The organism is Streptomyces sp. bgisy130, assembly GCF_057708345.1.
The window spans coordinates 196938-221239 of record NZ_JBYISA010000005.1 but is presented as its reverse complement, the minus strand read 5'-3'; the positions used below and the strand labels follow the sequence as shown (position 1 = coordinate 221239).

Annotated in this window: 20 protein-coding genes; 10 read left to right on the top strand and 10 right to left on the bottom strand. The window is 71.5% G+C overall.

Going from position 1 to position 24302, the window contains the following annotated elements; all coding sequences use genetic code 11:
• Positions 1 to 213: 213 nt before the first annotated feature.
• Positions 214 to 1536 (bottom strand): 6-phospho-beta-glucosidase, encoded by a 1323-nt coding sequence (locus AC3EUV_RS09930; protein WP_432141612.1) that lies wholly within the window; start codon positions 1534 to 1536, stop codon positions 214 to 216.
• Between the two features lie 66 nt (positions 1537 to 1602).
• Here AC3EUV_RS09930 and AC3EUV_RS09925 point away from each other — a divergent pair, with 66 nt between their 5' ends.
• From AC3EUV_RS09925 to AC3EUV_RS09910, 4 genes are all read left to right on the top strand, one after another.
• A complete protein-coding gene (locus tag AC3EUV_RS09925) occupies positions 1603 to 2748 on the top strand; it encodes a carbohydrate kinase family protein (protein ID WP_432141613.1) in 1146 nt (381 codons plus the stop codon).
• Between the two features lie 198 nt (positions 2749 to 2946).
• Positions 2947 to 5031: a PhoH family protein gene (locus AC3EUV_RS09920; protein WP_435602672.1), complete on the top strand. Its 2085-nt coding sequence runs from the start codon at positions 2947 to 2949 to the stop codon at positions 5029 to 5031.
• A gap of 94 nt (positions 5032 to 5125) precedes the next feature.
• Entirely contained in the window at positions 5126 to 5623 is a 498-nt protein-coding gene (gene ybeY, locus AC3EUV_RS09915) for an rRNA maturation RNase YbeY (RefSeq protein ID WP_042154667.1), read from the top strand.
• Positions 5624 to 5634: 11 nt separating this feature from the next.
• The gene (locus AC3EUV_RS09910; protein WP_432141615.1) at positions 5635 to 6978 is read left to right on the top strand and encodes a hemolysin family protein; all 1344 of its coding nucleotides are present in this window, start codon (positions 5635 to 5637) and stop codon (positions 6976 to 6978) included.
• A gap of 245 nt (positions 6979 to 7223) precedes the next feature.
• On the opposite strand, the gene AC3EUV_RS09905 is transcribed toward AC3EUV_RS09910, so the two are convergent.
• Positions 7224 to 8714 (bottom strand): MFS transporter, encoded by a 1491-nt coding sequence (locus tag AC3EUV_RS09905; protein ID WP_435602671.1) that lies wholly within the window; start codon positions 8712 to 8714, stop codon positions 7224 to 7226.
• 89 nt (positions 8715 to 8803) lie between these two features.
• Here AC3EUV_RS09905 and AC3EUV_RS09900 point away from each other — a divergent pair, with 89 nt between their 5' ends.
• From AC3EUV_RS09900 to era, 3 genes are all read left to right on the top strand, one after another.
• On the top strand, positions 8804 to 9694 hold the full coding sequence (locus tag AC3EUV_RS09900; protein WP_435602670.1) for a helix-turn-helix transcriptional regulator: 891 nt from the start codon (positions 8804 to 8806) through the stop codon (positions 9692 to 9694).
• 117 nt (positions 9695 to 9811) lie between these two features.
• A complete protein-coding gene (locus tag AC3EUV_RS09895; RefSeq protein WP_435602669.1) occupies positions 9812 to 10177 on the top strand; it encodes a cytidine deaminase in 366 nt (121 codons plus the stop codon).
• A gap of 127 nt (positions 10178 to 10304) precedes the next feature.
• On the top strand, positions 10305 to 11252 hold the full coding sequence (era, locus tag AC3EUV_RS09890) for a GTPase Era (RefSeq protein WP_386683870.1): 948 nt from the start codon (positions 10305 to 10307) through the stop codon (positions 11250 to 11252).
• Positions 11253 to 11316: 64 nt separating this feature from the next.
• Here era and AC3EUV_RS09885 read toward each other — a convergent pair whose 3' ends face one another.
• The 5 genes from AC3EUV_RS09885 to AC3EUV_RS09865 all read right to left on the bottom strand — a co-directional run bounded on the left by AC3EUV_RS09885 (position 11317) and on the right by AC3EUV_RS09865 (position 16696).
• Positions 11317 to 12567, bottom strand: a complete 1251-nt coding sequence (locus AC3EUV_RS09885; RefSeq protein ID WP_435602668.1) for an MFS transporter — start codon at positions 12565 to 12567, stop codon at positions 11317 to 11319.
• Positions 12564 to 13937: a GH1 family beta-glucosidase gene (locus tag AC3EUV_RS09880; RefSeq protein ID WP_435602667.1), complete on the bottom strand. Its 1374-nt coding sequence runs from the start codon at positions 13935 to 13937 to the stop codon at positions 12564 to 12566. Before AC3EUV_RS09880 ends, AC3EUV_RS09885 begins: the two co-directional genes overlap by 4 nt.
• 69 nt (positions 13938 to 14006) lie before the next feature.
• Positions 14007 to 14966, bottom strand: a complete 960-nt coding sequence (locus AC3EUV_RS09875; protein WP_435602666.1) for a LamG domain-containing protein — start codon at positions 14964 to 14966, stop codon at positions 14007 to 14009.
• Between the two features lie 265 nt (positions 14967 to 15231).
• Positions 15232 to 15498 (bottom strand): protealysin inhibitor emfourin, encoded by a 267-nt coding sequence (locus tag AC3EUV_RS09870; protein ID WP_018088185.1) that lies wholly within the window; start codon positions 15496 to 15498, stop codon positions 15232 to 15234.
• Between the two features lie 109 nt (positions 15499 to 15607).
• Positions 15608 to 16696: a M4 family metallopeptidase gene (locus AC3EUV_RS09865; RefSeq protein WP_432141622.1), complete on the bottom strand. Its 1089-nt coding sequence runs from the start codon at positions 16694 to 16696 to the stop codon at positions 15608 to 15610.
• A 326-nt stretch (positions 16697 to 17022) separates the two neighbouring features.
• On the opposite strand from AC3EUV_RS09865, the gene leuA reads away from it, so the two are divergent.
• From leuA to AC3EUV_RS09850, 3 genes are all read left to right on the top strand, one after another.
• Positions 17023 to 18801 carry a 2-isopropylmalate synthase gene (gene leuA / locus AC3EUV_RS09860; protein WP_435602665.1) on the top strand — a complete coding sequence of 593 codons (1779 nt, stop codon included), beginning with the start codon at positions 17023 to 17025 and terminating at the stop codon, positions 18799 to 18801.
• A 139-nt stretch (positions 18802 to 18940) separates the two neighbouring features.
• Positions 18941 to 20020, top strand: coding sequence for an SGNH/GDSL hydrolase family protein (locus AC3EUV_RS09855; RefSeq protein ID WP_435602664.1), 1080 nt, complete (start codon positions 18941 to 18943; stop codon positions 20018 to 20020).
• Between the two features lie 340 nt (positions 20021 to 20360).
• Positions 20361 to 21059: a TerB family tellurite resistance protein gene (locus tag AC3EUV_RS09850; RefSeq protein ID WP_432141778.1), complete on the top strand. Its 699-nt coding sequence runs from the start codon at positions 20361 to 20363 to the stop codon at positions 21057 to 21059.
• 134 nt (positions 21060 to 21193) lie between these two features.
• Here the strand turns inward: AC3EUV_RS09850 and AC3EUV_RS09845 are convergent, their stop codons facing one another.
• The 3 genes from AC3EUV_RS09845 to AC3EUV_RS09835 are packed head-to-tail and all read right to left on the bottom strand — an operon-like array spanning position 21194 to position 24296.
• A complete protein-coding gene (locus tag AC3EUV_RS09845; protein WP_435602663.1) occupies positions 21194 to 22429 on the bottom strand; it encodes a cytochrome P450 family protein in 1236 nt (411 codons plus the stop codon).
• The gene (locus AC3EUV_RS09840) at positions 22345 to 23721 is read right to left on the bottom strand and encodes a cytochrome P450 (protein WP_435602662.1); all 1377 of its coding nucleotides are present in this window, start codon (positions 23719 to 23721) and stop codon (positions 22345 to 22347) included. Before AC3EUV_RS09840 ends, AC3EUV_RS09845 begins: the two co-directional genes overlap by 85 nt.
• Complete coding sequence (locus tag AC3EUV_RS09835; protein ID WP_432141779.1) at positions 23718 to 24296, bottom strand: GTP-binding protein; 579 nt, start codon at positions 24294 to 24296, stop codon at positions 23718 to 23720. Before AC3EUV_RS09835 ends, AC3EUV_RS09840 begins: the two co-directional genes overlap by 4 nt.
• Positions 24297 to 24302 lie beyond the last annotated feature (6 nt).

Below are 24302 nucleotides of genomic sequence, written 5' to 3'. Positions count from 1 at the left end.
AGTGCAAGGCTGCCGCCCCGCTAACGTCCCGCTAACACGGGCGTGAGCAGGGGAAATGCGCCTGGGGGGACCCGAAGAACGAGGCTGTGGCGTCCAGTTGGGAAACCGGGGGCTGCTGGGGGGATGCCTTAGGGGAGGGGCGAACACTTCCCGTAGGGGGCGCGGACGCCCCCTCGGGGCCATAACGTGGCGGGGGTGGAGGGGCATTCCCCCTTACCCCTCCCCGCCCGCTCGCTCCAGAATCCGGGCGGCCACCGTGGGGGAGTCCACCAGGGGATGCAGGGCCAGGGCTCGTAGGGCGGCGGAGCGGTCCTTGAAGACGGCGGCTTCGATCGTCGCCCGTTCCACCGCCTTGACCTGCAACATCAGGCCCAACTGGTCCTCGCGCAGCGGTGCGCAGGGCAGGGGGCGGGCGCCCTGTGCGGTCACCTCGCACACGGTCTCCACGATCGCGTCCGGTGCCAGTTGCGGCACGGTCGTCCCGTTGCGGACATTGAGGATCAGCTGGGTGCCGCTGCTGCCCAGGATGCCGTGCATCAGTGCCAGCGCCACCCGGTCGTAGCCGCCGCCCTCCAGATCGTGGCTGTCGCGCTGCCAGCCGCCACTGGCCTCCCGGCTGTGCGCCATATATGTCTCCTCGCGCTCCAGCCGGGTCCGCTCCCACAGGGCGTACGCCGCGTCCGGGCCACCGGCCGCCGCGGCCCGCTCGAAGAAGCCGCCCTGCTGCTGGTCGAGGAACTCGCCGCGGGTCTCCCGGGTGTCCCGTACGGAGTCGAGGGTCTCGCGGCGGAAGTAGTAGTAGTGCAGATACTCGTTCGGGAGCGCGCCCAGGGTCCGCAGCCATTCCCCGCCGAACAGCCGGCCCTCCTCGAAGGAGGCCAGCGCGTCCTCGTCGGCGAGCAGGCCCGGCAGCAGATCCGTGCCGTCCAGCGTCAACGACCGCAGCCAGCCGAGGTGGTTGAGCCCCACATAGTCGTAGCCGGCCCGGTCCGGGTCCGCGCCGGCCGCCCGCGCCGCGCGGCGCACCAGCCCCACCGGCGAATCGCAGATCCCGATGACGCGGTCGCCGAGCACCTGGGACATCGCCTCGGTGACCATGCCCGCGGGGTTGGTGAAGTTGATGACCCAGGCGTCCGGGGCGAGCGCCGCGACCCGCTCGGCGATGTGCAGCGCCACCGGGATCGTCCGCAGGCCGTAGAGGACACCGCCCGCGCCGACCGTCTCCTGGCCGAGCACGCCCTCGGACAGCGGGATGCGTTCGTCCCGTACCCGGCCCGCGGTGCCGCCCACCCGGATCGCCGAGAAGACGAAGCCGGCACCGGTCAGCGCCTCGTCCAGACCGCCCGCGACCCGTACGGGTACCGGCGCGGGATGCCCCTGCGCCAGCCGCGCCAGGACGTCGGCGATCACCGCCACCCGGCGCGGATCGGTGTCGTGCAGCACCACCTCGGAGACGGCGCGTCCCGGGTCGTCCAGCAAGGCGCGGTAGACCAGCGGCACCCGGAAACCGCCCCCGCCCAGAATCGTGAGCCTCATGGGGCGGAACGTACCGCAGCATCAGGCACACTGGCGGCACGTGCAGATACGAGAGGGGAGAGCACGGTGAGCAGCCGACGCGATGACCTTCCGCCCGCGGGCCCGGCGGCCGTGCCCGCGGACCTCGATCCGCTGGCCGGGGTGCGCGCCGACGGCGATCCGCGCACCGACGTCTACCTCACCGGCTCGGTCTTCCTGGACATCATCTTCACCGGCCTGGACTCCGCCCCGGTCCGCGGCACCGAGTCCTGGGCCCGCGGGATGGGCTCCAGCCCCGGCGGCGTCGCCAACATGGCCACCGCCCTGGCCCGGCTCGGGCTGCGCACCTCACTCGCCGCGGCCTTCGGCGACGACCACTACGGCGAGTACTGCTGGGAGGCGCTCGAACAGGGCGAGGGCATCGACCTGGCGCTGTCCCGCACCGTCCCCGGCTGGCACTCCCCGGTCACCGTCTCCATGGCGTACGAGGGCGAGCGCACGATGGTGTCGCACGGCCACGAGGCGCCACCGCCCGATTTCGCCTTCGACGGCAAGCACGCCCCCGGCTGCCCGCCGCCGTCCCGCGCCTGCATCGCCTCGCTGGTCCCGGGCCGGCGGGAGGGCTGGCTGGGCTGCGCGGCGGGCCGCGGCAGCCGCATCTTCGCGGACGTGGGCTGGGACGACAGCGGCCGCTGGGACCCGGCGGACCTCGCCGACCTGGAGCACTGCGAGGCGTTCCTGCCCAACGCCGAGGAGGCGATGCGCTACACCCGGACGGACTGCCCGCGCGCCGCGGCCCGCAAGCTCGCCGACCGGGTGCCGCTCGCGGTGGTCACGCTGGGTTCGGAGGGCGCCTACGCGGTGGACGGCCGGACCGGCGAGAGCGCCGAGGTGCCCGCGATCGCCGTGGAGGCGCTGGACCCCACCGGCGCCGGGGATGTCTTCGTCGCCGGATTCGTCACCGGCACCCTCGCCGACTGGCCGCTCGCCGACCGGCTCGCCTTCGCGGGGCTGTCCGCCGCGCTGTCCGTGCAGGAATTCGGCGGCTCGCTGTCCGCGCCGGGCTGGGCGGAGATCGCCGCCTGGTGGCAGCAGGTGCGGGCCTACGAGGCGGGCGCACCGGGCGTGCTGCGCCGCCAGTACGCCTTCCTGGACGAGGTGCTGCCCGCGGCGTACCGGCCCGCGCCGCTGGCCCGCGCCGTCCCCACCATCGGCTTCCGCCGCCCGGCCTGAGCCGCCGCGGGGCCGTTCCCGGCCCGGCCGGCCGACGCCCCGGGAGCGCGCGGTGGGCCCCCGTCGCCCCGCCCCGGCGGGAAAAAGCTCTCGGGCCTGTCAGTGCTCCGTCGTACTCTTGTATCTCAAGGAGTCGAGTGCAGGCAGGCACCTCTTATTAGCAAAGGATGGGGGTTGAGCAGGCCACCGAGCCGCCTTATGACTCAGACACCCACGCAACCGCAGGCGCGCGCCCAGTTCACCGTCCCGGCCAAGCACCCGATGGTGACGGTCCTGGGATCCGGTGACTCCCTACTGCGCGTGATCGAAAAAGCCTTCCCGGCGACCGACATCCATGTCCGGGGCAACGAGGTCAGCGCTGTCGGTGACGCCCGGGAAGTGGCTCTCATCCAGCGCCTCTTCGACGAGATGATGCTGGTGCTCCGCACCGGACAACCGATGACGGAGGACGCAGTGGAACGGTCCATCGCCATGCTGCGCGCGGCGGAGGACGGCGAGGGCGCGGTGAGCGAGACGCCCGCCGAGGTGCTCACCCAGAACATCCTCTCCAACCGCGGCCGGACGATCCGGCCCAAGACCCTCAACCAGAAGCGCTATGTCGACGCCATCGACGAGCACACCGTCGTCTTCGGCATCGGCCCGGCGGGCACCGGCAAGACCTACCTCGCCATGGCCAAGGCCGTCCAGGCGCTCCAGGCCAAGCAGGTCAACCGCATCATCCTGACCCGCCCCGCGGTCGAGGCCGGTGAGCGGCTGGGCTTCCTGCCCGGCACGCTCTACGAGAAGATCGACCCCTATCTGCGCCCGCTCTACGACGCGCTGCACGACATGCTCGACCCCGACTCCATCCCGCGCCTGATGGCCGCCGGGACGATCGAGGTCGCTCCGCTGGCGTACATGCGCGGCCGCGCCCAGCCGGTCTTCACGAACGTTCTGACGCCGGACGGCTGGCGGCCCATCGGCGAGCTCCAGGTCGGCGACCTGGTGATCGGCTCCAACGGCGAGCCGACTCCGGTCCTCGGCGTCTACCCACAGGGCGAGAAGGACATCTACCGCGTCACTGCCCAGGACGGCTCCTGGACCCTGTGCTGCGGTGAACACCTGTGGACCGTACGCACGGCTTCGGACAAGCGCCGCGACAAGCCGTGGCGGGTCCTGGAGACGCAGGAAATGATCGGCAATCTCCGCGCGGCGCACGCCCGCCGCTATGAGCTGCCGCTCCTCACCGCCCCGGTCTGCTTCCCGGAGCGCGAGGTCCCGATGGATCCGTACGCGCTGGGACTGTTGCTTGGCGACGGGTGCCTGACGGGCTCCACCACCCCGTCGTTCTCCAGTGACGACCCTGAGCTCGTCGAGGCGCTGACGGCCGCACTGCCAGGTGTCCATGCCCGCCCGAAGGGAGGACCCGACTACGTCCTGAACCGGATCAAGGAGCCCGGTGATGTCGTCACGACCGAGAACCCGGTGACGCGTGTCCTGCGCGAACTGGATTTGCTGGGCAGCCGCTCCAACACCAAGTTCGTGCCGGACGTGTATCGGTACAACTCCGTTGAGATCCGGCTCGCGCTGCTTCAGGGGCTTCTCGACGCCGATGGCGGACCGGTGGCCCAGGATTCCCGCACCTGCCGCGTCCAGTACTCGACCACGTCGATTCTGCTCCGCGACGATGTCATCTCGCTGGTCCAGTCCCTCGGCGGTGTCGCCTACACCCGGCGCAGGCCGGCAGCCGGCCGCGCTCCCGGCCGGGCCGGGCAACGCGCGGTCGAACACCGGCGCGACGCCCACATCGTCGACATCCGGCTTCCCGAGGGCCTGGAACCCTTCCGCCTGGCCCGCAAGCGGGAGAAGTATCACGCCGCCGGCGGCGGCGGACGCCCGATGCGCTTCATCGACAGCATCGAGCCGGCCGGTCGCGAGGAAGCGGTGTGCATCCAGGTGGCAGCGGAGGACTCGCTGTACGTCACCCAGGACTATCTGCTCACACACAACACGCTGAACGACGCCTTCATCATTCTCGACGAGGCGCAGAACACGAACCCCGAGCAGATGAAGATGTTCCTCACCCGCCTCGGCTTCGACTCGAAGATCGTCATCACCGGCGATGTCACCCAGGTCGACCTCCCGGGCGGGACGAAGAGCGGTCTGCGCCAGGTCCGGGACATCCTGGACGGCGTCGACGATGTGCATTTCTCCCTGCTCACCAGCAAGGACGTGGTCCGGCACAAGCTCGTCGGCCGTATCGTCGACGCCTACGAGAAGTACGACAGCCGCAACGGCACGTGAGCCCACCGGCCGGCCACCCGGCCGGCCGGGGTCCACGCCCCGCGCTCCCAGCAACCATCGGGCCGGGCCCGAGAAGCGAGAAGCAACCCTCCCCATGTCCATCGACGTCAACAACGAGTCCGGCACCGAGATCGACGAGCAGGCCATCCTGGATGTCGCCCGCTACGCCGTCGCCCGGATGCGCATCCACCCGCTCTCCGAGCTGTCCGTGATCGTCGTCGACGCCGAGGCCATGGAGCAGCTTCACCTCCAGTGGATGGACCTGCCGGGGCCGACCGATGTCATGTCCTTCCCCATGGACGAGCTGCGCCCGCCGGCCAAGGACGACGAGGAGCCCCCGCAGGGCCTCCTCGGTGACATCGTGCTCTGCCCGGAGGTCGCCAAGAAGCAGGGCGAGGAGGCGCCGACCGGGCACAGCATGGACGAGGAGCTCCAGCTGCTCACCGTCCACGGAGTGCTCCACCTCCTCGGCTACGACCACGAGGAGCCGGACGAGAAGGCCGAGATGTTCGGCCTCCAGGCGGCGATCGTTGACGGCTGGCGCGCCGAGCGGGGGCTGACCGGCCCCTCTCCGGCCCCCACCGTGACCTGACGGGACACCCGATGACCACCCAGCTGATCGCGGTCGCGGTCCTGCTCGTCGTGATCGCCTGGCTCGCCGCCTGCGCGGAGGCCGGCCTGGCCCGGACGACCAGCTTCCGGGCCGAGGAAGCCGTCCGCTCCGGCCGCCGCGGCAGCGCCAGGCTCGCCGCCGTCGCCGCCGACCCCACCCGCTATCTCAATGTCGCCCTGCTGGTGCGGGTCGGCTGCGAGATGGCCGCCGGGGTCCTGGTGACCTACGCCTGCCTGCGCTCGTTCGACGCGACCTGGGAGGCGCTGACCGTCGCCATCGCCGTGATGGTGCTGGTCTCCTATGTCGCCGTCGGCGTCTCACCGCGGACGATCGGCCGCCAGCACCCGCTGAACACCGCGACCGCCGCCGCCTACGTCCTGCTGCCGCTGGCCCGCATCATGGGCCCCATCCCGCAGCTGCTGATCCTCCTCGGCAACGCCCTGACCCCCGGCAAGGGCTTCCGCAAGGGCCCGTTCGCCTCCGAGGCCGAGCTGCGCTCCCTGGTGGACCTCGCGGAGAAGGAGTCGCTGATCGAGGACGAGGAGCGCCGGATGGTGCACTCCGTCTTCCAGCTCGGCGACACCCTCGTCCGTGAGGTGATGGTGCCGCGTACGGACCTGGTCGCCGTCGAGCGGTTCAAGACCATCCGCCAGGCGCTGACCCTCGCCCTGCGCTCCGGCTTCTCCCGTATCCCGGTGACCGGCGAGAACGAGGACGACATCGTCGGCGTGGTCTACCTCAAGGACCTGGCCCGCAAGGTCCACATCAGCCGCGACGCCGAGTCCGAGCTGGTCTCCACGGCCATGCGCCCCGCCGTTTTCGTCCCCGACACCAAGAATGCCGGTGATCTGCTGCGCGAAATGCAGCAGGACCGCAATCATGTCGCGGTGGTCATCGATGAATATGGCGGCACCGCCGGCATTGTCACCATCGAGGACATTCTGGAAGAGATCGTCGGCGAGATCACCGATGAATACGACCGGGAACTGCCGCCCGTCGAGGATCTCGGCGACGGCCGCTATCGCGTCACCTCCCGGCTGGACATCGGCGACCTCGGTGAGCTCTACGGCCTGGCCGAGCTGGACGACGAGGACGTCGAAACCGTCGGCGGACTGCTCGCCAAGCTCCTCGGCCGGGTCCCGATCGCCGGTGCCACCGCCGAGGTCGACCTCGCCGACGACGCCTCCGACCCGGGGCTGAAGGCGCTGCGGCTGACCGCGGAAGCCCCGGCCGGCCGCCGCAACAAGATCATTACGGTGCTGTGTGAGCCGGTGCGCCCGGCGGGCGCGAGCGCCGCCGAGGAATCGCCGGCGGGCGGCCGCACCGCCGGCTGAACATCCGCGGAATTCGCCGCGTAATTTCTGGTGATGCCGGGAATATTTCTGGCTGTGGCCTGCCGGGCGGCTACTTATCTCCAGTGCAGCAGAAATGTTCTGAAAGCCATATCCGGGGAAGCTGGATTCCGCGGCGGGCGCCATGGAAAGATCTTCAAGCGGTCGCCGACGGTGACCGCAATGCGTGAGAAATCCTGTAGCGCAGGTTGCCCCGGGGCGGGGGACCGGGGCAACCACCTTCTTCCTCAGCCGCGGCGCGCCGGACGCACCATCCGCAGCCCGGCCGCCACCAGCAGCGCGACCAGCGCGAGCAGCGCCGCGTCCAGGCCCAGCGCCAGCTTGATGCCGCCGAGAGTGGCCTGGGCGAAGCCGCTGCCGTCCGCCCGCAGCGCGGCGATATGCGCCGAGGCGACCGCGCTCAGCAGCGGAATGCCGAGGGTGATGCCCACCTGCTGCGAGCTGGTGACCAGCCCGGTGGCCAGGCCCTGTTCGGCGTCCGGCACCCCGGAGGTCGCGGTCACGCCGTAGGAGATGATCGCCCACAGATGGCCGAGGCTGCCGAGGGACACCCCGGTCAGGGCCAGCCACAGGCCGCTGCCGGTGCCCAGCCCCAGCAGCGCGGCCGTGAAACCCGCCTGGATCAGCAGCCCGGCCAGCAGGGTGCGGCGGGCACCGAGCCGGCCGATGACCTTCGGGGCGACGAGGCCGGCGAACGCCGAGACCACGCCCTGCACCCCGAACACCAGACCCGTGTGGAAGGGGGACAGCCGCAGCACTTCCTGGAGGTAGAGCGTCAGCAGGAAGATGACGGTGCTCATCATCGCGAACGTCGTCAGGCCCGCCAGATTGCCCCAGGCGACGGTCCGCCGGCGCAGCATCGGCAGCGACACCAGCGGCTGCGTGGCCCGCGACTCCACCACCACGAACGCGGCCAGCAGCCCCACCCCCGCGAGCAGCGTCACCAGCACGTCCGGGCGGCCGAAGCCCTGCTCGGCGGCGGTCGACAGGGCGTAGATCAGCGACAGCAGCCCGCCGGTGACGGTGACCGCGCCGGGTACGTCGATCCGGGGGCGCTCGGAATGCCGGGACTCGGTCAGCAGCAGCGGTGCCGCGGCCAGGACCGCCACCCCGGCCACGGACAGCAGGCCCATGGTGGAGCGCCAGCCCAGCGTCTCGGTCATCACCCCGCCCAGCACCATGCCGATGGTGAAACCCGTCGAGAGCACGGTGCCGCTGATGCCCAGCGCGCGTTCGCGCTGCGGGCCCTCGGCGAAGGTGGTGGTGAGCAGCGACATCCCGGTGGGCACGATGATCGCCGCGCCCAGGCCCTGGAGCGCCCGCCCGGCCAGGAAGACCGCCGGGGACCACGCCAGCGCGGCCAGCACGGAGGCCGCGGTGAACAGCCCGAGCCCGATGAGGAACAGCCGCCGCCGCCCGAAGAGATCGGCGATCCGGCCGGACAGCAGCAGGAAACCGCCCGAGGGCAGCGCGAACGCGGTGACCGCCCACTGGAGATCGGCCTGGTCCATCCCCAGATCCCGGCCGAGCACCGGAAGCGCCACATTCAGGATGGAGAAGTCCAGCGCGATGATGAACTGGGCGCCGCACAGGAGCAGCAGGATGAGCTGGGCGCGCCGGGTCATCCGCGGGCCGGCGGCGGCATCCGGGGCGGCGCCCGGCGCGGGGGCGGCGTCCGTCGGTGTGTCAAGAGCAGCGGTGCTGTCGGTTATCGGCATACGACGAGGCTGCGGCCCCGCAAGACCGCGTGGGGAGCGGGAACTTATCGTGGTGTCCGCACCACCAGCCACGCGAACAGGGGGAGAACGTGGCCACGAACGCAGCCAACCGGGACACCGCGCGCCGCCGCCAGGATCTGCGCGACTTCCTCAGAAGCCGTCGCGCCCGGGTCACCCCGGCCGAGGCGGGCCTGCCCGACGGCGGCCGCCGCCGCACCCCGGGCCTGCGCCGCGAGGAGGTCGCCGTCCTCGCCGGGGTCGGCGCGTCCTGGTACCAGTGGCTGGAGCAGGGCCGGGACATCACCGTCTCGCCGCAGGTGCTGGACTCGGTCGCCCGGGTCCTGCGGCTCAGCGGCGCCGAGCGCCGGCATCTGTACGTCCTGGCCGGGCTGAACCCACCGCTGCGGCAGGACGCCGAGGAACTGGGCCGCACCGATGTGTGCGCGGGCCTCCAGCGGCTGATCGACGCCTGGATGCCGTCCCCGGCGCACATCATGGACCCGTACTGGAACCTCATCGCCTTCAACGAGGCGGCGGGGCTGGTGCTCGGCCACGGCCGCCCCGGCGTCTCGACGAACTGCCTGATCGCCTTCTTCACCGACCCCGTCTACCGTGCGCGGGCGGCGAGTTGGGAGGCGAACGCCCCCGCGCTCGTGGCGCAGTACCGGGCCGCATGGTCGGCGCGGCCCGGCGACGAGGGCTTCGACGAGGTGGTCCGCGAGGCCTCGGCGCTCAGCGCGGAGTTCGCCGAGCTGTGGGGGCGCGGCGATGTGCAGGACGGCGGGACGCTCCACAAGGAGCTGGACCATCCACTCGTCGGCGCCCTGTACTTCGAGACCACCCAGCTGCGGGTTCCGGTCCGCCCCGACCTCAACATCGTGCTGCACAATCCGCGCCCGGAGACGGACACCGCGGCCCGGCTGGCGTGGCTCACCTCTCCGGAGGGCCGGCGCGGCGGGATGTCCTCGGTCGCGGGCTGACGGCCCGGGGGCGGGCGGCCCCGGTGGACGGCCACGGGCGGGCGCCCCTTGAGCAGCCCGGCCCGGCCCGTCGGCCCTTGCCGCGGTCCTCCCGCCGCCCCGCATATGCTCGCCCGTATGAGCGAAGCCGCACCGCTGGACCCCGAAGACCGCAAGATCATCACGCTCGCGCGCTCGGCGCGGGCCCGTAACGGCGTGCCCGAGGGCGCCGCCGTCCGCGACGAGACCGGCCGCACCTATGTCGCCGGCACCGTCGCCCTGGACTCGCTACAGCTCAGCGCGCTACAGACCGCCGTCGCGATGGCCGTCGCCAGCGGGGCCACGTCCCTGGAGGCCGCGGCCGTGGTCACCGACGCCGAGCGCGCCACCGACGCGGACCGCGCGGCCGTACGGGACCTCGGCGGTCCCGAGACGCCGGTGCTGGTCGCGGGTCTCGACGGCACTCTGCGCAGCACCGTCCCGGCGGGCGGCGCCCCGGCCTGAGCCGGGCAGCCGTACGACGGCACACGGGGCGGCCCGCCGGCAGCGCAGGGCCGCCCCGCGCCGTTCGCGCCCCCCGCCGGCCGTCTCCGGGCCGGGATGGTCGGAGGCGCGCCCGGGATCGGGGAGAATGGGCGCCATGAGCGTTCGTACCGAGTCCTCCGCCGCGCACCGTGCGGGCTTCGCCTGCTTCGTCGGCCGTCCCAATGCCGGCAAGTCGACCCTGACGAACGCGCTCGTCGGCACGAAGGTGGCCATCACCTCCAACCGCCCGCAGACCACCCGCCACACGGTCCGCGGCATCGTGCACCGCCCCGAGGCCCAGCTGGTCCTCGTGGACACCCCCGGCCTGCACAAGCCGCGCACGCTGCTGGGCGAGCGGCTGAACGATGTCGTGCGCACCACCTGGTCCGAGGTCGATGTGATCGGCTTCTGTCTGCCCGCCGACCAGAAGATCGGCCCCGGCGACCGCTACATCGCCGGTGAGCTGGCCGACATCAAGAAGACCCCCAAGGTCGCCATCGTCACCAAGACCGACCTGGTCGACTCCAAGGCACTGGCCGCCCAGCTGATCGCCATCGACCAGCTCGGCAAGGAACTGGGCATCGAATGGGCCGAGATCATCCCGGTCTCGGCGGTCGGTGACACCCAGGTGTCCCTGCTCGCCGACCTGCTGGTCCCGATGCTCCCGGAGAGCCCGCCGCTCTACCCCGAGGGCGACCTCACCGACGAGCCCGAGCAGGTCATGGTCGCCGAGCTGATCCGCGAGGCCGCGCTGGAAGGCGTCCGTGACGAGCTGCCGCACTCCATCGCGGTGGTCGTCGAGGAGATGCTGCCGCGCGAGGACCGCCCGGCCGACAAGCCGCTCCTCGACATCCACGCCAATGTCTACATCGAGCGCCCCAGCCAGAAGGGCATCATCATCGGCCCCAAGGGCCAGCGCCTGAAGGAGGTCGGCATGAAGTCCCGCAAGCACATCGAGGCGCTGCTGGGCACGCCCGTCTTCCTGGATCTGCACGTCAAGGTCGCCAAGGACTGGCAGCGCGACCCGAAGCAGCTGCGCAAGCTGGGCTTCTGAGCCGCTCCGGCCCGGGGCCCGGCCGACGGCCCCGTGCCACGCCCCGGCTCCGCCGTACCGGCCGCTACGCCACGCCCCGGATCCTGCGCACCAGCAACGCCCCCAGCAGCCCGATGGCCGCCGCGACGCCGTACAGCACCCGGTAGCCGCCGAGGTGCTGCACGATCGGCGCGGCCAGCACCGGGGCGGCCACCTGCGGCAGCGCGTTGGCGATATTGATGACGCCCAGGTCCTTGCCGCGGTCCGCAGCGGCCGGCAGCACCTGCGTCATCAGCGCGAAGTCGACGGAGGTGAAGACGCCGAAGCCGACCCCGAGCAGCGCCGCGGCACACACCGCCCCCGGCCAGGTCTGCCACCCGGCCAGCAGCCCGGTCGCCACCGTCATCAGCACCCCCGCCCCCAGCACGAACGGCTGCCGGCGCCCGATCCGGTCCGACCAGAAGCCCGCGACGACGACCGTGCCGAGCAGGGTCACCGCGTTGACGGCGGTGAGCACCAGCACCCCGCCGTCCGGGTCCGGCCGGTGCAGCACATCCCGCAGGTAATACAGCAGGTACAGCAGGGCCAGCGCGTTACCGAGGTTGATCAGGAACCGGGTCAGCCAGGCCCACGCCAGATCGGGGTGGCGGCGCGGGCTGATCCGGAACCCGGCGAGCAGGGCCCGCAGGCGCAGGGCCGGCCGCCGCCCGGCCGGCAGCGCCGGGTCCCGGTGCAGCAGTACGTACGGGAGAGCGCCCAGCACCGTGCAGCCGGCACAGGCGAGATAGCCCGCGACCACCCCGCCCGCGACCGTCGCCAGCCCCGTCCCGGCCACCACCCCGAGGATCTGCGCGGCCCCCAGCCAGCCGCCCACCGCCCCGCGCCGGCCCTGCGGCACCCGGTCGGGCACCACCGCCGTGATCGCCGCGAACGCCGCGTTGAGGGTGAGCTGCACCAGGCACCACCCCAGCGCCATCCCCGCGACCGTGCCCGCCCCGGCCAGCAGCACCAGCGCCCCGGCCCCGCCCAGCACCCCCGCGAGGATCCACGGGGTGCGCCGCCCGAACCGCGAGGCCGTACGGTCCGACAGCGCCCCGAACAGCGGGTTGGCCACCATCGAGACGACGGCCCCGGCGCCCGTCACCCACGCCAGTACCGACTCCTTCGCGGTGCCCGGCGGCGCGAGTTCCGCGGCCTGGAGGGCGAGCAGGATCTGGAGCGGCCCGTACCAGCCGACCCAGATCGCCCCGTTGGCCAGCGACAGGGCGGCGGTCCACCCGCGTCCGGGCCGCTCCACCGGCTCCGTGAGCGCCTCCGGAGCGGCGGGGCGGCTCATCCCCGGGCCTGCTCCCGGAGGGCGTCACGCAGCCAGCGGAACGACGCCTTGGGCGTCCGCGCCAGCGTCGGGTAGTCGACGTGCACCAGCCCGAAGCGCCGCGCGTACCCCTCCGCCCATTCGAAGTTGTCCATCAGCGACCACACGAAGTAGCCCCGGACGTCCACCCCGGCCGCCATGGCCTCGTGCAGCGCCCGCAGATGCCCGTCCAGGAACGCGATCCGCTCGCCGTCCTCGATGCCCTCGTACGAGCACCCGTTCTCGGTGATCACGACGGGCGGCAGCCGGTCGCCGTACCGCTCCTGGAACGACACCAGCAGCTCGGTCAGCGCCTCCGGCACCACCGGCCAGCCGAAGTCGGTCCGCGGATACCCCTCGATCTCCTGGGGCGCGAAGGGCAGTTCGGGCGGCAGCCGGATCCCGCCGAAGTCGGCCGCCGCCGCACCCTCGGCCCCCGGGGCGCCCACCAGCGTCGGCTGGTAGTAGTTGATCCCGTACCAGTCCAGCGGCTGCGCGATGACCTTCAGGTCCTCGGCGACCGGCCCCGGCAGCAGGGCCGCCAGCTCCTCATCGGGATACCGCCCCAGCAGCACCGGCTCCGCGAACAGCCGGTTGAGCAGCAGGTCGTAGAGATCGGCCGCCGCGGTGTCCGCCTCCGACGCGCTCGCCGTCCAGGTCGGCCCGTGCGAATTGGCGATCCCGATGCTCGCCGCCCCGCGGGCCCGCAGCGCCTGTACGGCCAGACCGTGCCCCAGCAGCTGATGGTGTGCCGCCGGCAGCGCCTCGAACAGCAGCTGCCGCCCCGGAGCGTGCTGCCCCAGCCCGTAGCCCAGCAAGGTCAGTTCGGCCGGTTCGTTGAGCGTGATCCACCGCTCCACCCGGTCCCCGAGCCGCTCCGCCACCACGTCCGCGTACGCCGCGAACTTCTCCGCCGTCTCCCGGACGAGCCACCCGCCGCCCTCCTCCAGCGCCTGCGGGGTGTCCCAGTGGAACAGCGTCGGCACCGGTGCGACCCCCGCCGCCAGCAGCGCGTCCACCAGCCGGTCGTAGAAGTCCAGCCCCGCCTCGCTGACCGCCCCGCTCCCGTCCGGCACCACCCGCGGCCAGGCCACCGAGAAGCGGTACGCCCCGACCCCGAGCTCCTTGAGCAGCGCCACGTCCTCGGGGTACCGGTGGTAGTGATCGGTCGCCACCCGCGGCTGCGACCCGTCCTTGATCCGCCCCGCCTCCGCCGCGAACACATCCCACGCGGACCGCCCCCGCCCGCCTTCCGCCACCGCGCCTTCGATCTGCGCGGCGGACGTGGACACCCCCCACACGAAGTCACGGGGGAAGCGGGGCAGGGCGGCGCTCACCGGCTCGGTCGTCATGGACCGGATCTTTGTAACCGGCGGTAACGGTGTCAAGGGGGCGGTGCGGTACGGGAGTTGAGGGGCAGGTCAGCCCGCCTCGGGGACGTTCGGCACCTCGGTCGGCAGGCCGTCCCACTCGCCCGCGAGACGGCCGATCTGGTCGTGGCTGAGCGCACCCTGGAACGTCCATACGTCGTCGATCGCCCCTGACCAGTGGTCCCCGAAGGTGCCTTGGCTCTTGGCCCGTCCGACCTGGAGGGACCGCGGTGGCGTGAAGGAGCGCGCATGGTCGGCCCACGGCACTGCCGGGACGCACTGCGGATCGTCGGCCGCCCCGTCCTTGTCGTCGTCGAAGCAAGCGGCGGTGCCGAGTTGGCCGTTGACATAGAGGCGGAGCTGCTGGGCCGACGCGTCGTAGACCACTGCGAGGTGGTTCCAGTCCGTCGCGCTGTTCCAGCCCCCCACGTTGGTCGCCGAGACGGTCGTGCCGCCGGTCGTGTCGGTCCGCGCCATGGTTGCTTCCCAGGCATCCCCGCCGGGCACCTGTGCGCGGTCGGGGACGAAGTCCACCCGGAAGCTGCTGGTGGCGTTCCCTGCGGCGCTGACGACCGTCATGCGGCGGGTGGGGTCCGAGGCGGCCTTCACCCATGCGGTCACTGTGAAACTGGTGCCGGTGTCGACGGGCACGGCACTGGACGCATATCCCCGCTTGCCGTCCAGGAGGAGACCCCCCTCGCCCATGAACCCGGCGCCGGGCACCAGCTTCGCGCCACCGCCCAGCGTCATGGCCGGGCCGCCCGGTACCGAGTTGGCGCCCGCCTCGGCCTCCCGGTCGAACTCCCAGCGGGCGGTGACCTTCTTCGGGGCGGTGTCCCGGGCGGCGGCCTGCCCCATGGCGGTCGTCGTGACGGCTGTGGGGGTACGGGGCGCCGCCCACGCCGAGGCCCCGAGGAACACGGGAAGCACCCCCACCAGAAGTCCGCCCAGCCCCGCCACCCGGATCAGGCGGAAGCGCCTTCGATGCGCCGCCGCAGCTCTCCCTGCCAAGTCCCCCACCTCACCGACGAAAAGGCATGCGGGTGCATGCCGCGAACGTGCTGTGGGCGGGAACTTAAGCGCAGCCGGGGTGGGTTGAATAGCTCCATAAAGCGCTATCAAGGGGGCGGAGCGGGCATTCCGGGCCATGGGTGCCGGTGATGCCGGTCACCACGCGCTGGGGTTGTACGACTTCAGGACGTGACGGCGGCGAGAACGCGCCAAGGCGTGGGGCCCTCAGCGGATGAACCGGGCTCCGCGCGGCACCCGGACGCGCCTACGCGCCTTCCTTCATCACCTTCGTGATCAGCGACCGCTGTTCCTTCGTGAGGCGCGGGTCGGAGCAGTAGACCGTCCGGCCGTCGACGGTGATCTGGTAGCTGAAGCCGTCCGGGACCCCGACGGGGGGTTCGGTGCGGGCGGTGGCGACGGCCTCTTTGGCCAGGTCCTGCCAGTCATCGGCGTCGGGGCGGCCCGAGGTGTCGATCTCGGCGCGGCGGTCGACGCCCGCGAAGCCTCCGGTGCGATGGACATGAATGCGCATAACGGACTCCTCCGACGTCTTCGACGGACTCCTACCCCGTAAGGCCACGGTAATCGTGCCCGGGGCGGAAGGCGCTGCCGAATCCTCCCGCCCCGGGCGCGCGGTGCCGCTACTTCGTGGTGATGCCGACCTGTGTCCAGGCCTTGATCATCGCCTCGTGCTCGTCGCCGGCGCCGAAGCGGGCCTGGGCGGCCTTGATCGTGAGGGCGGCGAAGTCGGCGAAGGTGGCGGTTTTGGTGAGCTTGCCGCCGGTCAGCACGTCGTACCAGACCTGCCCGGCGCGCTCCCATGCCTTGCCGCCGATGGCGGTGGCGGCCAGGTAGAAGGCGTGGTTGGGGATGCCGGAGTTGATGTGCACGCCGCCGTTGTCGCCGGCCGTGTCCACGTAGTCCTTCATGGCGGCGGGCTGCGGGTCCTTGCCGAGCACGTCGTCGTCGTAGGCGGTGCCCGGGGCCTTCATCGAGCGCAGGGCGGTGCCGGTGACGTTCGGGCCGAGCAGGTCGGCGCCGATCAGCCAGTCGGCCTGGTCGGCGGTGTGGCCCAGGGCGTACTGCTTGATCAGCACGCCGAAGACATCGGAGACCGACTCGTTGAGGGCGCCGGACTGGCCCTGGTAGTCGAGGTTGGCGGTGTACTGGGTGACCCCGTGGGTGAGCTCGTGGCCGATCACGTCGACGGGGATGGTGAAGTCCTTGAACAGGTCGTTGTCCCCGTCGCCGAAGACCATCCGCTCGCCGTCCCAGAAGGCGTTGTCGTACCGCCGGCCGTAGTGGACGGTCGCGTTGAGCGGCAGGCCGGCGCCGTCGATGGACTTGCGCCCGTAGACCTTGAGGTAGAGCTCGAAGGTGGCGCCCAGGCCGGCGTGGGCGCGGTTGACGGAGGCGTCCTTGGAGGGGCCGTCGGACTCGCTGCGGACCTTCTTGCCGGGCAGGTCCTCGTGGTGCCGGGCGTCGTAGATGGTGCGGTTGGGTTTGTCGGCGTCGGCGCCGGGCTCGCCGGGGGTGAGGCCGCCGCGGGCGGCGATCGCGAGGCGCTCGGTGCGCCGTACGTCGTCGTGCTCCAGGGTGCGGCGGGCGGGCTCGTGCCGCTCCGGGTCGTCCGACTGGGCCAGGTTGTCGAGGATGTGCGGCGGGATGATCGTGCAGAAGACGGGCGTGTGGCAGGTGGCGGGATCTGGCTGCGCGTCGTTGAGGTCCATGCACAAACGGTGGCACTGTGTAATGCGGCTGTCACTGCCCGCGTCCAAGATTCCCGTAAAAGTGTGGTTGGTCGCATTTAAGCCGTAACATCCGTCCGGTCCCGCATACTGATACGCGACCGCCGGACACGGCGTACCTCGGCTAGGGTGCTGTGCATCATGCGTTTCGGGCTGCTTCTCCTTAGCTGCCGCGGCGAGGGCCTGTAGTCGTAGGCCGACCCCCTCCCCGCGGAGTTCGGTGTTGCGATCTATCGCCCCGTCGGCCTCTCCCTGGCTCTTTTGGAGCAGGGGGACCCCCAGCGGACATACGAGGAGCCCTACGCACCATGACGAATCCGTCGAGCCCCGCAGGTCATGCCGTCGGCCGGCCCACCCCGGTCACCAACGCGACGCAGCTCCAGCGGCCCTCCGGAATGCCGGTCCACAAGTACGGCCGCTACGAAGCGGTCGACATCCCCGACCGCACCTGGCCGGACAACCGCATCACCGTCGCGCCCCGCTGGCTCTCCACCGACCTGCGGGACGGCAACCAGGCGCTGATCGACCCGATGTCGCCGGCCCGTAAGCGCGAGATGTTCGACCTGCTGGTACGCATGGGCTACAAGGAGATCGAGGTCGGCTTCCCGTCCTCCGGGGAGACGGACTTCGCCTTCGTCCGCTCGATCATCGAAGAGGGCGCGATCCCCGAGGACGTGACGATCTCCGTCCTGACGCAGGCCCGCGAGGAGCTGATCGAGCGCACCGTCGAGTCGCTGCGCGGCGCCCGCCGCGCCACGGTGCACCTCTACAACGCCACCGCGCCCACCTTCCGCCGGGTCGTCTTCCGCGGCTCGAAGGAGCAGGTCAAGCAGATCGCCGTGGACGGCACCCGGCTGGTCATGGAGTACGCCGACAAGATCCTCGGCGACGAGACGATCTTCGGCTACCAGTACAGCCCGGAGATCTTCACCGACACCGAGCTGGACTTCGCGCTGGAGGTCTGTGAGGCGGTCTGCGACGTCTGGCAGCCCGAAGAGGGCCGCGAGATCATCCTGAACCTGCCCGCCACCGTCGAGCGCTCCACCCCGTCCACCCACGCCGACCGCTTCGAGTGGATGTCGCGCCACCTGTCCCGGCGCGAGCACGTCTGCCTGTCCGTGCACCCGCACAACGACCGGGGCACCGCCGTCGCCGCCGCCGAGCTGGCGATCATGGCGGGCGCCGACCGCATCGAGGGCTGTCTGTTCGGGCAGGGCGAGCGCACCGGCAATGTCGACCTGGTGACGCTGGGCATGAACCTGTTCTCCCAGGGCGTCGACCCGCAGATCGACTTCTCGCAGATCGACGAGATCCGTCGCACCAGCGAGTACTGCAACCAGATGGAGATCCACCCGCGCCACCCCTACGCGGGCGATCTGGTCTACACCGCCTTCTCCGGCTCCCACCAGGACGCCATCAAGAAGGGCTTCGACGCCATGGAGGCCGAGGCGGCCGCCGCCGGCAAGACCGTGGACGACATCGAGTGGGCGGTCCCGTACCTGCCCATCGACCCCAAGGACGTCGGCCGCTCCTACGAGGCCGTCATCCGCGTCAACTCGCAGTCCGGCAAGGGCGGTATCGCCTACGTCCTGAAGAACGACCACAAGCTGGAACTGCCGCGCCGGATGCAGATCGAGTTCTCCCGGATCATCCAGGAGAAGACCGACGCCGAGGGCGGCGAGGTCACGCCCACCGCCATCTGGTCGGCCTTCCAGGACGAGTACCTGCCCAACCCCGAGAACCCGTGGGGCCGCATCCAGGTCAAGAACGGCCAGACGACCACCGACAAGGACGGCGTCGACACCCTCACCGTCGAGGCCGAGGTGGACGGTGCGGAGACGGTGCTGACCGGCACCGGCAACGGCCCGATCTCCGCGTTCTTCGACGCGCTCCAGGGCATCGACATCGACGCGCGGCTGCTGGACTACCAGGAGCACACCATGAGTGAGGGCGCCTCCGCGCTGGCCGCCTCGTACATCGAGTGCGCGATCGGTGACAAGGTCCTGTGGGGCATCGGCATCGACGCGAACACCACGCGCGCCTCGCTGAAGGCCGTGGTCTCCGCCGTGAACCGCGCGGGGCGCTGACGCCCGGCGCCGGCCGCCCCCTTTCGGCGCCCCCGCGACTCCTTCCGAGCCGCGGGGGCGCCGTTGTGCGACCCCGCCACCTGAAGGTGGGGTTTGGACTCCATGCATATCACTGTGCGTAAGTAGCTCAGTACGTTTGGTGAGCAGCGCTCGTCGGACCGGCCGCGGCGCGGACACCAAGGACGTGCAGATGAGCAGATATGGCGTGCCCGCACTCTCCCGGCCGGCCGTCGCGGCGGCTGCCTTGCTTGCCGTGCTGGCCTCCGTGTTCGCCCCGGCGGCGTCCGGAGCCCCGGCCCGGACGGCGGACCGTCCGGAGTATGTGGCGCTCGGCGACTCCTACAGCGCCGGGGTCTTCGTCCGCCCCTGGGAGGAGCACGACGGCTGCGGCCGCTCCGGACGCAACTACCCGCACCAGGTGGCCGGTGAGCTCGGATTCGCGCTGACGGATAAGACCTGCGGGGCCGCCGAGGTGGTCGACGGGGTCCTCGGCCCCCAGCCGGCCGCCAAGATTCACGGGCCGCCCACCAACCCGCCCCCGGGCGGCTGGTCCGATCTGCCCCCGCAGGTCGACGCGTTGTCCCCGGACACCGACTACGTGACCATCGGCGTCGGCGGCAACTCCCTCGGCTTCGGGCCCATCGTGACCAAGTGCCTCGAACTGGGCATCTCCAAGCCCCTTCAGCCGAAGCCCTGTACCGACCACTACAGCGACGGCGGTCCGGGCGAGGACTGGCTGGAGGAGCGGTTCAGCCGGCTCGACACCGACTTCGCCCACATGATGACGGTGATCCACCGGCGCGCACCGCACGCACGGGTCGCCGTCGTGGGATATCCGGCCATCGTTCCGGACAACTCCGGCTGCACCTTCGGCCGCTGGAACCAGCTCGGCAGCGTCAAGAAGGGCGACATGCCCTGGCTCGACAGCCTCGAACTGCGCCTGAACGCACTGCTGGAGAAGCACGCCGCCTACCACGGCGCGAGTTACGTCGACACCTACGGGCCGAGTGCCGCGCACGGGGTGTGTGCGAGCGGCGAGGCGAAGTGGATGTACGGCATCAAGGACGACCTCACCGGCGACGGAAACCAGGCCGACCCGCCGACGGAGCTGTGCCGGTCCTTCCCCGGCACCGGCGCGGCCTGCACCTTCGTCCACCCCAACGCCCGCGGCCTGGACAGCCAGTCACGCCAGGTGACCCGGGCGCTGATGATCCCGTAAGGCAAATGACCTCGTAAGGCTGACGCCGGTCCCGGCGCGGCCCCGCCGTACCCCCACCCTTTTGGCCAAGCCGCGCTCCCGCCACGAGCGGCCCCCGCAGCCGCCCCGCCCGTTGCCCGCCTCCTCATGGCCATGCTCTTCACGGCGTCCATAGGCCCCGCCGCCTACCTTCCGGAGGGGCGGGGTGCTTCGTCATCCGGCCAGTTGTCCGGTACGAGGTGCTGACGCCGCATCACGTATGTGGCTAACATCACGTCCAATGCGACGAGGGGGCCGTGGGGTTACCACCCGTGTCCGGAGGGGTACGGGTGAGTTACGGAGGGCTGACGTGATCCACAAGATGTGTGTGATGGGCGTGCGCACGTCCTGGCGGACCGTCGCCGATGGCGAGTTCTTCTGCCCGGACTGCGGCGGGGACCGCAACTACCTCCGCCGGACCGGCCGTCGCCGGCTCACCCTCCTCGGCCTCCCGCTCCTCTCCCGCGGCCCCGCCGGCCCGGTCCTGGAGTGCTCCGCCTGCCGCGGCCACTTCGGCCCGGACGCCCTGGACCACCCCACCACCCTCCGCTTCTCCGCGATGCTCCGGGACGCCGTCCACACCGTCACCCTCGCGCTGCTGGCCGCCGGCGGCACCTCCTCCCGCGCGGTCCGCGACACCGCCGTCGACACGGTCCGCGCGGCCGGCTTCGCGGACTGCACCGAGGACGAGCTGCTGACCCTGCTCGCCGCCCTCGCCGCCGACACCGGCCGGCTGACCGGCACCTACGACGCGGTCACCGGCGGCCACTGCGGCCACCAGGGCCTGGACCCGTGCGGCACCGCGCTGGCCATAGAGCTCCACGAGGCGCTGGAGCCGCTCGCCCCGCACCTCGCCCCCGCGGGCCGGGAAGCGCTCCTGCTCCAGGGCGCCCGGATCGCCCTCGCCGACGGCTCCTACACCCCCGCGGAACGCGAGGTGCTGAGCACCGTCGGCAGCGCCCTGACGCTGCGCCCCGCCGAGATCAACCGGCTGCTGGCCGCGGCGCGTACGCCGTCCTGAGGGCGGCAGCAGAAGACCCCACCACCCGGGCGGTGTGACGGGGTCGGGCGCCGCAGCGGCGGGCCGCCCAAGAGCCTTCTCAGGCCCGCTTCAGGCCCGCCTCGGGACGGGTTCAGGCCCGCCTCAGGACGGTTTCACGCCGGAGTCAGACGGACCGGCAGGGTGCGCAGACCGCCCGAGATGAAGCCGCTGGTCGGCTCCAACTGCTCGGCCGGGTCGGCCAGTTGGAGGTCAGGGAAGCGGGCGAAGAGAGCCGGCAGGGCGATCCGGGCCTCCATACGGGCCAGCGGGGCGCCGAGGCAGTGGTGCACGCCGTGACCGAACGCCAGGTGCTCCTGGTGGGAGCGCCGGATGTCGAACTCGGCGGCGGTGTCGCCGTGGAACGCGGCATCCCGGCCGGCCGCCGCGTAGCCCGGGAGGATCGCCTCGCCCTTGCGGAGGGTCGGGCCGTCCGGGATCTCGATGTCCTCCACGGCGAAGCGGAGGGGGAGCGCGGCGATGCTGGGCGCCCAGCGGAGGGTCTCCTCGATGACGTCGTTCCAGGAGACCTGGCCCGACAGCACCAGCTCGAGCTGCTCGGGGTGGGTCAGCAGGGCGTGCACCGCGTTGCCCAGGAGATCGACGGTGGTCTCGTGACCGGCCCCGATGACCAGCAGCAGGGTGTCCAGCAGCTCCTGCTCGGTCATCGTCCGGCCCTCGTCGTCGCGCGCGCAGACCAGCAGGCTGGTGAGGTCGTCCGCCGGGTGCTCGCGCTTGGCGGCGACCAGACCGGACAGCAGCGCATGGACGGCCGCGCTGGTAGCACCGGCCTGCTCCGGGGTGGCCGTGGTGTCCATGATGGCCGTGACGAGGCGGGCGAGTTCGCCGCGCTGCTCGCCCTCGGGGACGCCGAACAGCTCACAGATGACCTGCATGGGCAGCGGGTGGTTGAACCGTGCCCGCAGGTCCAGCGGCTCGCCCGCCGGGTGCGCGGCGAGGTCGTCCAGCAGCGCCGCGGTGATGCTCTCCACCCGCGGGCGCATGGCGTCGGTACGGCGGGCCGTGAACGCCGGGGCGATCAGCTTGCGCAGCCGGCGGTGATCGGCGCCGTACGCGGTGAACATGTTGGTGACGCCGATCCAGTACTGGAGCCAGCTGCTGCGGATCTCCTCGCGCTGCCACTCCGGCCAGTGGTCCCGGGGGTTCTTCGAGACCCGGTCGTCGGTCAGCAGCTGCTTGAGGAGGGCGTGGCTGGTGACCGTCCACGCCTCGATACCGCCGGGCAGCTCGGTCCGGGCCACCGGGCCTAGTGCGCGGAGGCGGGCTGCCTCCCCGTGGATGTCGCTTCCGACCGGGTCGATGACGAAGGGCCGCTGTCCCTGTTGTGCCATGGAGTAGCTCCTGCCTGGTCAGGGGTGATCGGGGTGAAGCGGGCCGGGAGCGCGACGAGGGCCCGGTGGAACGCGCCGTTGCGCCACTGCAACGTGCCGGGATCCACGGCGAGTTCGATGTCGGAGAGCCAGGCCGTGAGCCGCTCGATCGCCGTGGTGGCGATCAGCAGCGCATGCCGCTTCACGGGGCAGGCGTGCGGACCGGCCGCCCAGGCCAGGTGCGAGCCGCCGCCCGAACCGGGCGTATCCAGCGAGGTGGTGTCGAACTGGCTGTTGGCGGCCGCGTACGACACCATCACCAACTGCCCCTTGCGCACCCAGGTGCCGTGGAAGAAAACATCCCGGACCGGGAAGTGCGCGGAGTAGTTCGTCAGCGGCGGGTCGTTCCACAGCACCTCGTTGATGGCGTCGTGCGCGGTCAGCGCGCCACCGGACAGGGTGTTGTAGTAGCGGTCGTCGGACAGCATCCGCGACAGCGCGTTGCCGATGAGGTTGGCGAGCGGTTCGTTGCCCGCGCCCATCGTGAGGAGGATGTTGTGGATCAGCTCCTCGTCGCTCAGCCCGTTGGGGTGGTCCATGAACCAGGACGTCAGGTCCAGCCCGCGCTCGGCCTTCTTCGAGCCCACCAGCTCCATGATGTAGTTGGTGAACGCCTCGTTGGCGGCCGCGGCCTCCTCCGGGGAGGTGCCGTCCAGCATCCCCGCGATGGCCTCGATCAGCCGCTCGCTGTAGGAATCGGGCATCCCGAAGAGGTTGTTGAACATCAGCAGCGGGATCAGCCGCGCATAGTCGCCGATCAGATCGACCTCGCCGTGCGCCCCGAACCGCTGGATCAGGCTGTCCGCGGCGTGGTGGACGCGGGCCCGCAGCTCATGCGGCTCGACGAGCTTGAAGCTGTCGACGACGACGTCCCGGTAGCGGACGTGCGCCGGCCCGTCCGCGTAGAAGATGTTGGGCCGCCACATCAGCATCGGCATGACCGGCGAGTCCGCCGGGACGGTGGTCATCCACTCGCGGGAGTCCTTGGACCAGGTCTGGTCGTCGTGCAGCAGGTCGAGGGCCGCCCGGTAGTCGGTGACCAGCATCGCGGTCACCTCCGGCGCGATCTCGACCGGCGCCAGCGCGCCGTACTGGCGCAGCTGCGCGTAGATGCGGTGCGGGTCGGCGGCGAAGTCCGGCCCGTAGAGCTTCACCGGGGCGTGGGCGTCGTCAGGTGCCTGCTGGTACGGAGCGGCGGCGTGCGCCGGGCAGCCCGGTGGCGGCGCGGCTCCCGGCCGGTGCGGGGAAGTCACGGGTTCGGGTTCTCCTCGGGGGTGTGGGCCAGGACGTGCCCGACGAGCGCGATCAGCGCGTCGACGGACTGCTCCCGGTCGCGGGCGTCACACAGCACCAGCGGCGTCTCGGGGTGCAGATCGAGCGCCTCGCGGAGCTTGTCGACGTCGTACTGGGGCGCGTCGGGGAAGGTGTTGACCGCGACCGCGTAGCGCAGTCCGGCCTCCTCGACGATGTCCATCACCTCGAAGGAGTCCGCCAGCCGGCGGGTGTCCGCGAGGACGAGGGCGCCCAGTGCGCCGCGGGCGATGTCCTGCCACAGGGGACGGAAGCGCTTCTGGCCCGGCGTGCCGAACAGATACAGCGCCAGGTCCCCGGGCAGGGTCAGCCGCCCGAAGTCGATGGCGACGGTGGTGGTGGTCTTCTCCCGGACTCCGGCGAGATCGTCGACGGCGGCGCCGGTCTGGGTCATGACCTCTTCGGTGTGCAGCGGCGGAGTCTCCGACAGCGCACGGATCAGGGTGGTCTTGCCGACCCCGAACGGTCCCGCGATCAGCAGTTTGACCAGTGTCTGGTTCTCGCCGGAGAGGTACATGTTGCC

What these genes read in the sequence shown, in the direction of transcription:
- ybeY (WP_042154667.1), top strand. Translation starts at nt 5,126, where the DNA reads ATGTCCATCGACGTCAACAACGAGTCCGGCACCGAGATCGACGAGCAG.
- AC3EUV_RS09845 (WP_435602663.1), bottom strand. Translation starts at nt 22,429, where the DNA reads ATGGCACAACAGGGACAGCGGCCCTTCGTCATCGACCCGGTCGGAAGC.
- AC3EUV_RS09895 (WP_435602669.1), top strand. Translation starts at nt 9,812, where the DNA reads ATGAGCGAAGCCGCACCGCTGGACCCCGAAGACCGCAAGATCATCACG.
- AC3EUV_RS09865 (WP_432141622.1), bottom strand. Translation starts at nt 16,696, where the DNA reads ATGGACCTCAACGACGCGCAGCCAGATCCCGCCACCTGCCACACGCCC.
- leuA (WP_435602665.1), top strand. Translation starts at nt 17,023, where the DNA reads ATGACGAATCCGTCGAGCCCCGCAGGTCATGCCGTCGGCCGGCCCACC.
- AC3EUV_RS09920 (WP_435602672.1), top strand. Translation starts at nt 2,947, where the DNA reads ATGACTCAGACACCCACGCAACCGCAGGCGCGCGCCCAGTTCACCGTC.
- AC3EUV_RS09885 (WP_435602668.1), bottom strand. Translation starts at nt 12,567, where the DNA reads ATGAGCCGCCCCGCCGCTCCGGAGGCGCTCACGGAGCCGGTGGAGCGG.
- AC3EUV_RS09880 (WP_435602667.1), bottom strand. Translation starts at nt 13,937, where the DNA reads ATGACGACCGAGCCGGTGAGCGCCGCCCTGCCCCGCTTCCCCCGTGAC.
- AC3EUV_RS09930 (WP_432141612.1), bottom strand. Translation starts at nt 1,536, where the DNA reads ATGAGGCTCACGATTCTGGGCGGGGGCGGTTTCCGGGTGCCGCTGGTC.
- AC3EUV_RS09905 (WP_435602671.1), bottom strand. Translation starts at nt 8,714, where the DNA reads ATGCCGATAACCGACAGCACCGCTGCTCTTGACACACCGACGGACGCC.
- AC3EUV_RS09850 (WP_432141778.1), top strand. Translation starts at nt 20,361, where the DNA reads ATGTGTGTGATGGGCGTGCGCACGTCCTGGCGGACCGTCGCCGATGGC.
- AC3EUV_RS09835 (WP_432141779.1), bottom strand. Translation starts at nt 24,296, where the DNA reads ATGTACCTCTCCGGCGAGAACCAGACACTGGTCAAACTGCTGATCGCG.
- era (WP_386683870.1), top strand. Translation starts at nt 10,305, where the DNA reads ATGGGCGCCATGAGCGTTCGTACCGAGTCCTCCGCCGCGCACCGTGCG.
- AC3EUV_RS09910 (WP_432141615.1), top strand. Translation starts at nt 5,635, where the DNA reads ATGACCACCCAGCTGATCGCGGTCGCGGTCCTGCTCGTCGTGATCGCC.
- AC3EUV_RS09870 (WP_018088185.1), bottom strand. Translation starts at nt 15,498, where the DNA reads ATGCGCATTCATGTCCATCGCACCGGAGGCTTCGCGGGCGTCGACCGC.